The organism is Qipengyuania sp. S6317L1 (assembly GCF_023015615.1).
GTDB lineage: Bacteria > Pseudomonadota > Alphaproteobacteria > Sphingomonadales > Sphingomonadaceae > Erythrobacter.
The window spans coordinates 235,632-247,984 of record NZ_JALKAJ010000005.1 but is presented as its reverse complement, the minus strand read 5'-3'; the positions used below and the strand labels follow the sequence as shown (position 1 = coordinate 247,984).

General features: G+C 57.8%; 17 protein-coding genes. 9 read left to right on the top strand and 8 right to left on the bottom strand.

Annotation, left to right across the window (positions count from 1 at the left end; all coding sequences use genetic code 11):
* Positions 1-14 precede the first annotated feature (14 nt).
* The 8 genes from MWU38_RS12810 to coxB all read right to left on the bottom strand — a co-directional run bounded on the left by MWU38_RS12810 (position 15) and on the right by coxB (position 6,440).
* Positions 15-584: an SURF1 family cytochrome oxidase biogenesis protein gene (locus tag MWU38_RS12810; RefSeq protein ID WP_247272200.1), complete on the bottom strand. Its 570-nt coding sequence runs from the start codon at positions 582-584 to the stop codon at positions 15-17.
* An 8-nt stretch (positions 585-592) separates the two neighbouring features.
* Entirely contained in the window at positions 593-973 is a 381-nt protein-coding gene (locus MWU38_RS12805; RefSeq protein ID WP_247272199.1) for a DUF983 domain-containing protein, read from the bottom strand.
* Positions 973-1,848 (bottom strand): cytochrome c oxidase subunit 3, encoded by an 876-nt coding sequence (locus tag MWU38_RS12800; protein WP_247272198.1) that lies wholly within the window; start codon positions 1,846-1,848, stop codon positions 973-975. The genes MWU38_RS12805 and MWU38_RS12800 overlap by 1 nt, the downstream gene beginning before the upstream one ends.
* Before the next feature lie 17 nt (positions 1,849-1,865).
* The gene (locus tag MWU38_RS12795) at positions 1,866-2,483 is read right to left on the bottom strand and encodes a cytochrome c oxidase assembly protein (protein WP_247272197.1); all 618 of its coding nucleotides are present in this window, start codon (positions 2,481-2,483) and stop codon (positions 1,866-1,868) included.
* 4 nt (positions 2,484-2,487) lie between these two features.
* Positions 2,488-2,613, bottom strand: a complete 126-nt coding sequence (locus tag MWU38_RS14955; protein WP_281494675.1) for a hypothetical protein — start codon at positions 2,611-2,613, stop codon at positions 2,488-2,490.
* Entirely contained in the window at positions 2,610-3,542 is a 933-nt protein-coding gene (locus tag MWU38_RS12790; protein WP_247272196.1) for a heme o synthase, read from the bottom strand. Before MWU38_RS12790 ends, MWU38_RS14955 begins: the two co-directional genes overlap by 4 nt.
* A 107-nt stretch (positions 3,543-3,649) precedes the next feature.
* Positions 3,650-5,353, bottom strand: a complete 1,704-nt coding sequence (ctaD, locus tag MWU38_RS12785) for a cytochrome c oxidase subunit I (protein WP_247272195.1) — start codon at positions 5,351-5,353, stop codon at positions 3,650-3,652.
* A 52-nt stretch (positions 5,354-5,405) separates the two neighbouring features.
* Positions 5,406-6,440, bottom strand: coding sequence for a cytochrome c oxidase subunit II (gene coxB / locus MWU38_RS12780; RefSeq protein WP_247272194.1), 1,035 nt, complete (start codon positions 6,438-6,440; stop codon positions 5,406-5,408).
* A 246-nt stretch (positions 6,441-6,686) separates the two neighbouring features.
* Between coxB and pyrE the strand changes: the two genes are divergently transcribed.
* The 9 genes from pyrE (at position 6,687) to MWU38_RS12735 (ending at position 12,353) form a co-directional block, all read left to right on the top strand.
* A complete protein-coding gene (gene pyrE, locus MWU38_RS12775; protein WP_247272193.1) occupies positions 6,687-7,289 on the top strand; it encodes an orotate phosphoribosyltransferase in 603 nt (200 codons plus the stop codon).
* Between the two features lie 7 nt (positions 7,290-7,296).
* Entirely contained in the window at positions 7,297-8,043 is a 747-nt protein-coding gene (locus tag MWU38_RS12770) for a pyridoxine 5'-phosphate synthase (protein ID WP_247272192.1), read from the top strand.
* 1 nt (position 8,044) lies between these two features.
* Positions 8,045-8,332 (top strand): pyridoxal phosphate biosynthetic protein, encoded by a 288-nt coding sequence (locus tag MWU38_RS12765; protein ID WP_247272191.1) that lies wholly within the window; start codon positions 8,045-8,047, stop codon positions 8,330-8,332.
* The gene (acpS, locus tag MWU38_RS12760; RefSeq protein WP_247272190.1) at positions 8,329-8,775 is read left to right on the top strand and encodes a holo-ACP synthase; all 447 of its coding nucleotides are present in this window, start codon (positions 8,329-8,331) and stop codon (positions 8,773-8,775) included. The genes MWU38_RS12765 and acpS overlap by 4 nt, the downstream gene beginning before the upstream one ends.
* A gap of 36 nt (positions 8,776-8,811) precedes the next feature.
* Positions 8,812-9,693, top strand: coding sequence for a signal peptidase I (lepB, locus tag MWU38_RS12755; protein ID WP_247272189.1), 882 nt, complete (start codon positions 8,812-8,814; stop codon positions 9,691-9,693).
* 20 nt (positions 9,694-9,713) lie between these two features.
* Positions 9,714-10,913 (top strand): DUF3089 domain-containing protein, encoded by a 1,200-nt coding sequence (locus MWU38_RS12750; protein WP_247272188.1) that lies wholly within the window; start codon positions 9,714-9,716, stop codon positions 10,911-10,913.
* A gap of 11 nt (positions 10,914-10,924) precedes the next feature.
* Positions 10,925-11,395, top strand: coding sequence for a Holliday junction resolvase RuvX (gene ruvX / locus MWU38_RS12745; protein WP_247272187.1), 471 nt, complete (start codon positions 10,925-10,927; stop codon positions 11,393-11,395).
* Between the two features lie 114 nt (positions 11,396-11,509).
* Positions 11,510-11,968 carry a PaaI family thioesterase gene (locus MWU38_RS12740; RefSeq protein WP_247272590.1) on the top strand — a complete coding sequence of 153 codons (459 nt, stop codon included), beginning with the start codon at positions 11,510-11,512 and terminating at the stop codon, positions 11,966-11,968.
* Positions 11,961-12,353: a PaaI family thioesterase gene (locus tag MWU38_RS12735; protein ID WP_247272186.1), complete on the top strand. Its 393-nt coding sequence runs from the start codon at positions 11,961-11,963 to the stop codon at positions 12,351-12,353. The genes MWU38_RS12740 and MWU38_RS12735 overlap by 8 nt, the downstream gene beginning before the upstream one ends.

The window sequence follows — 12,353 nt, the reverse complement described above, 5'->3', positions numbered from 1 at the left end:
ATGTCGGGCGATGATCAGGCACGCTTCGCCAGTTTCGAACGCACGGCGAAGAAGTAGATCATCAAAGCCACAAAGGCGAAGAAGAACCACTGACCCGCGTAAGCGAGGTGGTCGATCTGCTTCTTCTTGACCGGCGCATTGGCCACCAGGCCAGCAAGCGGCGGGTCGGCGACAAGTTTTGCAAGCCCGGTGCGCAGGGGCTCAATTGTGCCAGTTACCATCCCGCCCTGCCATTCAACAGGAGTGGTGGCGCGGGTCCAGCCAAGCTGCACATCAGCTACACCGCCTGATGCGATTTTACAGGTCACGACTTGCACATAACCGGTCTGATCGCGTGCGCTGCGCCCGGCTACGATCCGTGGCTCACCAATAATCTCAGCGCAGTCCACTGACGATTTGCGATAGGCAACAGTGTCAACCTGCTCGGCTGTCGTTGGAAATGTCACAAGCTCAGGGTTGGCCGCCGCTTCTTCATACTGTTGGAGGCGGTCATCCTGCATGCCGACCTTGCCAAGCTGCCAGAAGCCCAGCGCGACCATGACGCCAGCAGCGGCAACCACGAGGATTGTGGGTATCAAAGGCAATTGGCGTATCATTCGCTGCGTTCCCCGGCATTTTCAAAAGCAGCATAAAGCAGCACGGTCTTAAACAGACGCAAGCCGTAGATTACTGTGCCCACCGTGACCGGTGCCCAAAAGGCTGCCTGTAACCACAATGGGGGACGAAAGGCGCTTTCAATCAAAACCGCTAGCACGATCAAAATAATTGCGATCATCACGGTGAAAAGCCCGCTGACCCGGCCCCCACGCTCGTACTTGGTAAAGTCGAGCCCGCAGTTAGGGCACTCCAGCGCCACGCGCGCGGGCGCCTCGAACAGGGTCGGCTCGCTGCACTGAGGGCATAAACCCAAAAGGGCAGCCCGGAAGATACCGGACTGCCCCTTGGTTGTGTCTGGACTCTCGTCCGAACGCATCAGTGGTAAACAGCGCCCCAGCCGCCCCAGACGTAAATGGCGACGAAGAGGAACAGCCACACGACGTCGACGAAGTGCCAATACCAGGCTGCCGCTTCGAAACCGAAGTGCTGGCGCTGTGTAAAGTGGCCGAGGTACGCGCGGTAAAGACATACGGCGAGGAAAATCGTGCCGATCAGAACGTGGAAACCGTGAAAGCCGGTCGCCATGTAGAAGGCGCTCGAATAAGTGTTTCCGCCAAATCCGAAAGGCGCAAGACCATATTCGTAAGCCTGGATACCGCTGAAAAGTACGCCAAGACCAATGGTAGCCCAAAGACCTTGCTTAAGGCCCTCACGGTCGCCGTGGATCAGCGCGTGGTGCGCCCAAGTAACAGTGGTGCCAGAGCAAAGCAGGATGAGCGTGTTCAAAAGCGGAAGGCTGAACGGGTCGAGAACTTCCATGCCGGTTGGAATAAATTCGCCCTTGGTGATCGTGTTGTCGCCAAGGAAGAGGTTGGTTGTTGCGTCCGCCGCCGCATCATAGGTGAGCGGCGCGGGGAACAATGCAAAGTCGAAAAAGCTCCAGAACCATCCAACGAAGAACATCACCTCCGATGCGATGAAAAGGATCATGCCATAACGCATGTGCAACTGAACCACAGGGGTGTGATCGCCTTGTTGCGCTTCGATGGTGACATTGCGGAACCAGAAGAAGAAGGTTGCCAAAAGGCCCGCGAGACCTGCCCACATAACAATGCTCGACGCCGTGCCGAACAGGTCAGGGTAAAAGCTCAGCACCATGCCGCTGGTGAAAGTAAGCGCCGAAAATGAGCCGACGATCGGCCAGATATCGGGCTCCAGAATGTGATAGTCGTGGTTTACATTGCCAGCCATGGTCGTGTTTCCCGTCCCTAGGATGCTTGGTCAGATGATGAATTTGAGCGTTCGAGAGCTGAAGCTACAGGCTCCTTCGCGCGGTGAAAAGTGTAACTCAGTGTGATTTGCTCAACATCGGCAATCGTATCGTCTTCAAGAATTGCCGGGTCAATGTAATACAGCACGGGCATCGTCACTTCTTCGCCCGGCTGAAGTGTTTGTTCGGTGAAGCAGAAACACTGGATCTTGTGGAAATAGACGCCTGCCTGCCATGGCTCGACATTGAAAGTCGCGGTGCCGGTGATCGGCTCGCTGCTCTCGTTTTTGGCAATGTAGGTTGCGATATCCCGCTGCCCGATGCGCACTGTGTCGGTGCTTTGTGTAGGCGCAAACTCCCAAGGCATGTCGCGCGAAAGCGAAGCGTCGAAACGGATCGAGATGTCGCGCGTTGCCGCGAACGAGGCGGCAGCATTGGCTTGAGCTTCGGTGGCAACCTGCGTGGTGCCGCCAAACCCGGTGACCCGGCAGAACAGATCGTATAGCGGAACCGCGGCATAACCCATGCCGAGCATCGCAAGCGCACCGATGATGGCGAGCGCGCCGGTTTTGGCGTTTTTGCGATCAGTGTCGCTGGAGAAGGTTGCCGCGACCATTGGTTCAGCCCCCGATCCGCGCGACAGTGATCGCGTAAAACAGAACCGCGAAGAACAGCAGCGTTCCACCGACCACCCAATTGCGGGCGTTCTGGCGGCGCTTAAATTCATCCTTTTCGTCGGGTGTCATGCGAAATAACCTCCCCCGATAACACCATGTGCAAAAAGCACCCGGTCAGCGACAAGCGCTGCAAACAGGACAAACAAATACGCAATGCTGAACTTGAACAGGAGGATTTCCTGCTTCATCGGATCAGTCTCGGCACGGGTGCGAAGACCCACAGGCCAAGCAAGCGCGAAAAACATCAGCGACAGTACGACAGCAACCGAACCATAAACCCAGCTTGTTCCGCCAATCAGCCACGGCGCAATCGCGATTGGTGCGAGCAGAACGGTGTAGGCAAGGATCTGGTGACGGGTGTGTCTCTCACCGCGCACCACCGGCATCATGGGGATCCCGACATTGGCGTAATCGGTCTTCACAAAAAGTGCGAGCGCCCAAAAGTGTGGCGGGGTCCACATGAAAATTATCGCAAACAGAAGGATCGGCATCGCGGTGAGCTCGCCCGTGACAGCAACCCAACCGATCAACGGAGGAAACGCGCCAGCACCGCCGCCAATCACGATATTTTGAGGTGTACGAGGCTTGAGCCACATCGTGTAGATGACGGCGTAGTAAATGATCGCGGCGAGCAAAAGCGCAGCAGCGAGCCACCCAATCGCAACGCCCATCAGGACCAGCGAAGTACCTGACAGAAACATGCCGAAATCGCGCGCATCGTCGCGGCGCATCCGTCCACCGGGAAGCGGGCGATCCTTGGTGCGCTTCATCCCGGCGTCCAGATCGGCCTCCCACCACTGGTTGAGCACAGCCGACCCGCCAGCACCCATTGCAATGGCGAGTACGGCGGTAAAACCCAGAACCGGGTGGATGGAGCCAGGAGCGGCCAGAAGACCGCAGATCGCCGTGAACACCACCAGTGTCATCACGCGCGGCTTCGTCAGCGCGAAGAAATCGCGCCACTCAGTCGGCATCAATGTTGTGGTCGAAGCGGTCATATTGCGTCAGCCTGTCGGCCATTTCCTTTTAAGCGAAGAGGGCACTCCTGCACGGCGCGCCCTCCCCTTATCTTTGGATGGGTGCCTCGATTGCTCGAGGCCACCGTTTAAGCAGTCACCGGACGGTGATCGTGGTAATCGTGATGATCCTCGATCACTGGCAGGGTTTCGAACTGGTGATACGGCGGAGGCGAGGTCAGCGTCCACTCGAGCGTGGTAGCGCCTTCGCCCCATGGGTTGTTCGCAGCTTTCTTACCCGCGAGGAACGCATAGGCGAGGTTCGCGAAGAAGATCAGCATCGAAGCTGCCATGATCACGTAACCGAACGAGCTCACCTGGTTCCAGAAAGCGAAGGCTTCCGGATAGTCAGGATAGCGGCGCGGCATACCGTTCATGCCAAGGAAGTGCTGTGGGAAGAAGATTACGTTCACGCCCACGAAGAACACCCAGAAGTGCAAGTGCGACAGAAGTTCTGAGTGCATGCGGCCGCTCATCTTCGGGAACCAGTAGTAGAACCCGGCGAACATGGAGAACACAGCGCCCATCGACAGAACGTAGTGGAAGTGAGCCACAACGTAGTAGGTGTCATGAAGGTTGTCGTCGATACCACCATTGGCAAGCACTACACCCGTCACACCACCCACGGTGAAGAGGAAGATGAAGCCAAGCGCCCAAACCATGGGTGACTTGAACTCCATCGAGCCGCCCCACATGGTCGCAATCCAGCTGAAGATTTTCACGCCCGTGGGCACTGCAATGACCATGGTCGCCGCAGTGAAGTACATCTTCGTGTTCACGTCGAGGCCGACAGTGTACATGTGGTGCGCCCACACGATGAAGCCGACGACGCCGATCGCGACCATGGCGTAAGCCATGCCGAGGTAGCCAAAGACAGGCTTGCGGCTGAAGGTTGCGATGATCTGGCTGATCATGCCGAAGCCTGGCAGGATCATGATGTAAACTTCTGGGTGACCAAAGAACCAGAACAAGTGCTGGTAGAGAACAGGGTCGCCGCCGCCCGCCGGGTCGAAGAAGGTCGTCCCGAAATTACGGTCGGTCAGAAGCATGGTGATAGCTGCTGCAAGCACGGGAAGCGCAAGCAGAAGCAGGAATGCGGTCACGAGCACCGACCATACAAAAAGCGGCATTTTGTGCAGGGTCATGCCCGGCGCACGCATGTTGAAGATGGTGGTGATGAAGTTGGTTGCACCAAGGATCGAACCGGCACCCGCCAAGTGGAGCGAGAAGATCGCGAAATCGACCGCCGGACCGGGTGCACCCGTGGTCGAAAGCGGCGCATAGACCGTCCAACCAACGCCTGCGCCGTTACCGATCGAGTTGCCCGGCACGAACAGCGAGAACAGGAGCGAAAGGAAACCAACAACCGTCAACCAGAACGAGATGTTGTTCATCCGCGGGAACGCCATGTCCGGCGCACCGATCATGAGCGGCACGAACCAGTTACCAAAGCCACCGATCATGGCTGGCATCACCATGAAAAAGACCATGATAAGGCCGTGACCCGTGATAAACACGTTCCACATGTGACCCGCCGCAGCGATGTCAGCAGGGTCGGATCCTGCAAACCACCAAAGGTATTGGATGCCTGGCTCAGCAAGCTCCAAACGCATAACACCCGACATCGCGCCGCCGATGATACCCGCTACGATAGCGAACATCAGGTAAAGCGAACCGATATCCTTGTGGTTGGTGGACATGAACCAACGGGCAAAGAAGCTGGGCTTGTGATCGTGGTGATCATCATGCGTCGCTTCTGCTGCCGGAGCGAAATTGTCTGCGGTGGTTGCCATAATCTTTAGCTCTCTCGAGTGTAATCTTATCTTTGTATCGGTCGCCTACGAGTTACGCAGCCGCCTCGCCTTCGGTTGCCTCGGCATCAGCCGCTACTTCAGCGCCCGGGATCGTGCCGCCCTGCTCGACGACCCATGCCTCAAACTCTTCCATCGGAAGCGCTTCGACGGTGATCGGCATAAAGCCATGGAGTGCGCCGCACAGTTCCGAACACTGACCGTAATACACGCCAGGCTCGTCAATCGTCAGCATACGCTCGTTCAAACGGCCCGGCACAGCATCCTGCTTGAACCAGAGTGAGGGAATAGCAAAAGCGTGGATCACGTCAGCTGCAGTAGTTTGCAGGCGGATAGGAACACCCGCTGGCACGACCATGCGGTTATCAACAGCCATCTGGAACTGTTCACCTTCGCCGGAGGCAACAGCCTCTTCCTGGCTGAGCATGTTGGAGATGATTTCAACATCGTGGTCGGGATATTCATAACCCCAATACCACTGATAGCCGACGGCCTTGACCGTGATCGCCTCTTCTGGCGGCTCTTCATACTGGCGCGCGAGAAGCGTGATTGACGGAACAGCGATCACCACGAGAATGATGACCGGCACAACCGTCCAGATCACTTCGATTGCGGTGTTGTGCGTGGTGCGCGACGGATTGGGATTGGAGCGACGGTTAAACTTGACCATCACATAAAGCAGAAGAAGCAGCACAAAAACGCTGATCGCGACGATCACTGGTAGCAGGATCGTATCGTGCATCCAAAGTGCGTACTGGCCGTCTTGGCTGTATTGATCCTGGAAGGTCATGCTCGCCAGTGGATCGGTCTCGTAAGAGGTTGGCATACCCTTGCCCGGTGTCGGGGCCATCGGAACATAACCGCCAGCCGCCTCGCCAGCACCGGCTTCCACATTGGTGCCATCGGTTGGTGCACCAGGAGTAAGCGCCTCGATTTCCTCGGCGGCTTCGTTCAACACTTCGGTCCGATCCAAGCCTTGCGCGGCGACAGCCTGTGGCGCTGCAAATGCAAAAAGAGCCGCGATCGCAGCGAAAATCCCGAGGTGAAAGCGTTTAAATGCGTGACGCATAGCTTTAGAGCCTAATCATTTTCAAAGTTTAATCCCATCACGAGATACGAGCTGAACCTGCAAAAGGTTGAGCGCCCCACTCGTTCATCGCAGCACACCTGCCACAATCTGAGCCCCCTTAGCGGCGCTTGCCCCATGCCTCAAGCGCTTCTAGGGAGAAAATTATGCAAGTCTCCATGATGCCTGCGCAATTGGTGGCTGGAAATTCAGATCTTCACCTCTCAAGACAGCGGAATTGTACCTATTATGCCCGCCCACACCATCCCTACAAATGTTGATGAAGTCCTCGCCGAATTCCGCGAGAGCGGCGCACTGCTCGAGGGGCATTTCAAGCTTTCCTCAGGAAAGCACTCGGGCCACTATCTTCAATGCGCGCGCGTATTGATGAACCCCGCGCGTGCGGGCCGGTTGGCACAAGGGGTAGTCCGGAACATTCCTGAGGAAATCCTCAACCAAGTGGATGTGGTGGTTTCGCCAGCCATGGGCGGCATCATTATCGGCCAGGAAGTCGCACGGGTTCTCGATAAAGATGCGATGTTCCTGGAGCGGCCTGATGGTGTCTTTCACCTGCGACGGGGATTCGCACTCGAGGTGGGCGCAAAGGTGTTAATGGTCGAAGACGTCGTCACAACCGGACTTTCCAGCCGCGAGGCGATTGCTGCGGTCGCCAAGGAAGGCGGCGAGGTGATCGCGGAGTGTTCACTCATCGACCGGTCTATGGGAACCGTCGATTTGGGCGTGCCCTTCTATCCTCTCGCCGCTTTTGATTTTCCGACCTACGATGAGGACAGCATCCCGCCTGAACTCGCTGCCGTAGCTGTGACCAAACCCGGAAGCCGCAAGGAATAAGAATCGGATGACACCCCGCAAACTTCGATTGGGCGTGAACATCGACCACGTCGCCACCATCCGAAATGCGCGCGGTGGCGATCATCCTGACCCTGTGCGTGCCGCGCAAATCGTCGCGGCGGTGGGCGGCGATGGAATCACTGCGCACCTTCGCGAAGACCGCCGGCATATCCGCGATGAAGATTTGCAACGCATTCAGGATGCAACCGACCTGCCCTTGAACCTTGAAATGGCCGCGACGCAGGAAATGCTGGAGATTGCGTTGCGCCATAAACCGCATGCCGCGTGTATCGTCCCCGAAAAACGGGAAGAGCGCACCACTGAAGGTGGGCTCGATGCAGCAGGCCTTCACAACTCTTTGGTGCCGATCGTCGATCGCTTGCGCGATGCGGGCATCCGCGTTTCGCTTTTTATCGAGGCGAGTGAAACTCAATTGGACGCAGCCATTCGCCTCGGTGCACCGGTGGTGGAATTTCACACAGGGGAATATGCCCATGCGATTCTCGACGGCGATAGCGAACGCACTGCCGCAGAGCTTCGCCGCATCACCGATATGAGCGCGCTGGCAGCCAAGAACGGAATCGAGCCGCACGCAGGCCACGGCCTGACGTATGACAACGTGCAGCCCATCGCTGCGATTCCCCAGATCGCTGAACTCAACATCGGGCATTATCTGATCGGAGAAGCGATCTTCGCAGGATTAGAGCCAGCGATCCGGCGGATGCGCGATCTCATGGATGAGGCGCGCGGGTAAGATGAATAAGCCGCAGGATCTGCCTCCCCTCGCGCCTGAACAGAAACGCTGGGCCCTTGCTGCAGCCGTGCTGTTCCTTGCTGCAGTCGGCTTCCTTGGCTTTTCCCTGAACACGGGCGTAATGCGTCCGTTCGCGATCGGATGGATTGCGCTGCAGGTTTTTGGCTTTGTTGGCGCCATCCGCATGGGACGAGGCGATTTTGCACACCCCCTGTTCAAGTCACAGGTCATACTGCATGGGGTCGCCATCATCCTATTGGCAGCTGTTATCTTCAGGGCATTCCAATGATCATCGGCCTCGGCTCAGACTTGTGCAACATCGAGCGCATCCAGAACTCGATTGACCGTTTTGGCGAACGCTTCGAAAATCGCGTGTTCACAGAAATCGAGCGCAAAAAAGCGCGCCGCCGCCCCTTCACCATCGCAGGCACCTACGCCAAACGCTTCGCTGCGAAAGAAGCTTTCAGCAAGGCGGTGGGCACCGGGTTCAAGCGCGGCGTGTTCATGAAAGATATCGGCGTTGTGAACAAACCGTCAGGTGCGCCGACGCTTGCGCTAACCGGCGGCGCAGCTGAACGCCTCAATGAAATGATCCCGCCAGGGCATGAGGCTAACATTCATCTGACACTTACGGACGATCATCCATGGGCTCAGGCCTTTGTTATTATCGAAGCATTCCCTATAGCGCCCACGGTACCTGATTTTCCCTCGGGTCCGGTCGAACTCGTTTGACCCAGCTATATTCCAGAAAACCACCATTTTGAGACGATGACGACAGTGAGCCAAACCAACATCCCTGCAGAAGATTCGGATAAAGAGGCCATCAACTGGTGGGCTGAATTGCGCGGCCTTACCCTGATGCTGCTCGCCGTGCTGGCATTTCACAGCTTCGTGGCAAAGCCCTTCTATATCCCATCGACCTCGATGATGCCGACCTTGTATGTGGGCGACCGGCTGGTTGTGAGCAAATATCCTTACGGCTGGTCATGGGCCTCGGCGAGCTTTCACGTCCTTCCGCGCGGCGACTGGCGCATTCTGGGATCAACGCCTGAATATGGCGACATCGTCATCCCCGTGCACCCCACCCGCGATGAGGATTACATAAAGCGCGTCGTGGCGCTGCCCGGTGACACGATCGAGGTGCGCGAGGGCCGCATCATCCTGAATGGCGAGCCTGTAAAGCGCGAGGTGGTCCCTCCGGTGCGCATTCCATTTGAGCCTGAGCTCTTGTGCAATGGCTCTCCCTGCCTCGATTCCTACAACGCATATCGCATTCGCGAGCCCGACGGATCGATCTGGTTTGAGCCGCCCACCTACCGCGAAACGTTGCCTAACGGGGCAAGTTACCTCGTCATCGACCATCGCAGTCAGGGTCTCGATAACTACGGACCCTATATGGTCGAGCAGGACGAGGTTTTTGTCATGGGCGACAACCGCGATGAAAGCGCGGACAGCAGAGCTCCGGCAGAGGCACGCGGTCTTGGCGACGGAATCCCGCTTGAAAACATTGGCGGGCGCGCAGAGTTCATCACCTTCAGCCTCGATGGCTCTGCTACATGGAACCCGCTTTCATGGTTCTCCGCCATGCGCGGCGACCGGGCATGGACAACCCTACGCCCTGCCGTGGCTGAAGAAAACACAGCTGAATAAGCGAGCATAAAGGGCCCCCAATGGCGCGCAAGTTCCTCTATTTCATCGCGATTGTAATCGTTCTGGTCTTTGCGGCTCTGATTGTCCTGCGCGTTTGGTCGCAGGAGCTCACCGCTTTTGTGTTTGTGCCGGACGTCGAATTCGTCGAACAGGAGCCGCTTCAGGAAAACGCCTATCAGGACCCAGCTATGTGGTATTCGCGTCCCGGCATCGGGGTGAATGATCCTGCGCGTTGGCAACCGGCCTTAGCCGAGGCTTCGGCTGATGAGGGCGGCGAAGAAACCACCACATCCCGGCCCGTGGACCCGCGAAGCGAGGCTCTTGGCGTCACGGGCGACGTTCCGGCATTCGCGGTCTTCTTCATCCACCCGACCAGCTATCGCGGGACCGACAATTGGAACGCCCCCATCGGCGATGAAGAAGCCGAACGCATCGCGCGCATTTATATCCGCGGCATGGCGAGCCCCTTCAACGCGGCCGAAGAAATCTGGGCGCCGCGCTATCGCCAAGCGACTCTGGGCGCATTTCTAACGACAGAGCCTGAGGCAGAAATGGCGCTCGACGCAGCCTACGCCGATGTTCTTGAGGCCTTTCGCTTCTTCCTCGATTCGGTGGCAGACGACACGCCGATTGTCCTCGTCGGACACTCGCAAGGATCGCTTCATCTTATGCGCCTTTTGCGTGAAGAGGTAAAAGATAGCGACTATGCAAGCCGCGTGGTGGCCTCCTACGCCATTGGCTGGCCCATTTCGGTCGAACATGATCTGCCGGCGCTTGGTGTGCCTGCCTGCGCCACCGCATCGCAAACCGGATGCATCCTGTCATGGTCGAGCTATGCCGAGCCTGCCGATCCTTCCGCTGTGATGGAAAGCTATTCGGCCTCGACCGGCTTTGATGGAGAGCTTCGCGGCAAAAGCCAGATCCTTTGCACCAACCCGCTCACAGGCACATTTGGCGGGATCGAGGACAAGGACGCAAATCTCGGCACGCTGGTCCCCGAAGATGACATGTCGAACGGCGTTCTTGTGCCCGATGCGGTACCGGCGCGCTGTGCGGACAATGGCTTTCTCATGATCGGTGATCCGCCTGAAATGGGCTCCTATGTGCTGCCGGGGAACAACTACCACGTGTACGATATCCCGCTGTTCTGGGCGAACACCAAGGCGGATGTGGCGCGCCGTGTGGCGGCCTTTGCTGACGACACCTCTCCGACCGATTGAAAGGGCATGGATTGATCACCGAATCAGCCCCTGATTTTTCAGAGAGCCTGCCCGATGGCGGCGTTCTTCTTGGGCTGGACCTTGGGACCAAGACCATCGGCACCGCGACATGCGATGCAGGATGGCGCTTTGCTACCAATGGCACCGTCATTTCACGCAGCAAATGGGGCAAGGACAAGGCCAAGCTGGCGAAGCTGATTGAGGATCGCCAAGTCAAAGGCATTGTCTTGGGCTTGCCGCGCAATATGGACGCGAGCGAAGGACCGCGCGCTCAAAGCTCGCGCGCCTATGCCCGCAATCTGGATGAGGCTTTTGCTCTCCCCCTGCTCCTTTGGGACGAGCGTTGGTCGACGCAGGCCGCCGAGGCTGCCATGATCGGTCAAGACATGAGCCGCGCGCGCCGGGCTGAGGCCATCGATGCCCATGCCGCGGCGGTCATCCTGCAAGGCGCGATCGACCGTATGGCCGGCGGAGTTCTCTAAGCAGCATAATCAATTAGGCGTTGTCATCGCCCACGAGCCGCTGCAATGACATCTCTATCTATGACTGACACCACGCCCCCCATTCAAACCTTTGATCCGGCCCAGGTCTCGAAGATGTTCATGGCCAGAGCCCATCCGGGCTGGCTCGGCCTTGAATATGCCGATCATGGCGAGAATTGGGTGGAGTTGAAGCTGCCCTGGAATGAAAAACTGCTGGGTGAACCCGACCGCCCCGTGCTTGCTTCCGGGCCGATTGTCAGCCTCCTCGATATGGCGAGCGGTATGTCAATCTGGTGCACGCGCGGGACCTTTGTGCCGGTCGCAACACTTGATCTTCGCGTCGATTACCAGCGCCCGGCGAAGGAGCGCAGCGCGGTATGGGGCCGGGTCGAATGTTATCGCATAACGAAATCAGCAGCGTTTGTGCGCGGCACGGCTCACGATGGCGATCCGGACGACACCGTTGCGACCATGGCGGGGGTTTTCATGACGCTTTCCGCTGATCCCAATGCAATCGGGAAACAGGTCAAGGCGCAAGCCGAAGCCCGCGCGAAGGAGAACGGCAATGGCTGAAGCGCACACCTTACCCGCCTATGCAGAGGCGCTTGGCATTTCCATTCACGATGTCGAGGGCGGCCTTCCGATCCTCACAGTCGATTACAGCTCCGATGTCGAAGGGCGTCCGGGCCACTATCACGGCGGCGCGATTGCCGGACTGCTCGAAAACGCGGCTTATGCGGCATTGAGGGCACAGCTTGCGGCTGATGGACGCGAAGCGAAATTGAAGCCGGTTAATATCACCGTGCAATATCTGTCTGCGGGAAAGCCTCTGACGAGCTTTGCCAAGGCACGGATCACGCGCATGGGACGGCGCAACGCCAATATAAGCGTCGAGGCGTGGCAAACCGATCGGGCGAAGCCGATCGCAAGCGCGATTATGAATATCCTCATGGCCTGA

Excerpts from the sequence above, each read along its gene's own strand:
- MWU38_RS12805 (WP_247272199.1), bottom strand. The coding sequence starts at position 973 with ATGCGTTCGGACGAGAGTCCAGACACAACCAAGGGGCAGTCCGGTATC.
- MWU38_RS12800 (WP_247272198.1), bottom strand. The coding sequence starts at position 1,848 with ATGGCTGGCAATGTAAACCACGACTATCACATTCTGGAGCCCGATATC.
- MWU38_RS12795 (WP_247272197.1), bottom strand. The coding sequence starts at position 2,483 with ATGGTCGCGGCAACCTTCTCCAGCGACACTGATCGCAAAAACGCCAAA.
- MWU38_RS14955 (WP_281494675.1), bottom strand. The coding sequence starts at position 2,613 with ATGACACCCGACGAAAAGGATGAATTTAAGCGCCGCCAGAACGCCCGC.
- MWU38_RS12790 (WP_247272196.1), bottom strand. The coding sequence starts at position 3,542 with ATGACCGCTTCGACCACAACATTGATGCCGACTGAGTGGCGCGATTTC.
- ctaD (WP_247272195.1), bottom strand. The coding sequence starts at position 5,353 with ATGGCAACCACCGCAGACAATTTCGCTCCGGCAGCAGAAGCGACGCAT.
- coxB (WP_247272194.1), bottom strand. The coding sequence starts at position 6,440 with ATGCGTCACGCATTTAAACGCTTTCACCTCGGGATTTTCGCTGCGATC.
- pyrE (WP_247272193.1), top strand. The coding sequence starts at position 6,687 with ATGCCCGCCCACACCATCCCTACAAATGTTGATGAAGTCCTCGCCGAA.
- MWU38_RS12770 (WP_247272192.1), top strand. The coding sequence starts at position 7,297 with ATGACACCCCGCAAACTTCGATTGGGCGTGAACATCGACCACGTCGCC.
- MWU38_RS12765 (WP_247272191.1), top strand. The coding sequence starts at position 8,045 with ATGAATAAGCCGCAGGATCTGCCTCCCCTCGCGCCTGAACAGAAACGC.
- acpS (WP_247272190.1), top strand. The coding sequence starts at position 8,329 with ATGATCATCGGCCTCGGCTCAGACTTGTGCAACATCGAGCGCATCCAG.
- lepB (WP_247272189.1), top strand. The coding sequence starts at position 8,812 with ATGACGACAGTGAGCCAAACCAACATCCCTGCAGAAGATTCGGATAAA.
- MWU38_RS12750 (WP_247272188.1), top strand. The coding sequence starts at position 9,714 with ATGGCGCGCAAGTTCCTCTATTTCATCGCGATTGTAATCGTTCTGGTC.
- MWU38_RS12740 (WP_247272590.1), top strand. The coding sequence starts at position 11,510 with ATGTTCATGGCCAGAGCCCATCCGGGCTGGCTCGGCCTTGAATATGCC.
- MWU38_RS12735 (WP_247272186.1), top strand. The coding sequence starts at position 11,961 with ATGGCTGAAGCGCACACCTTACCCGCCTATGCAGAGGCGCTTGGCATT.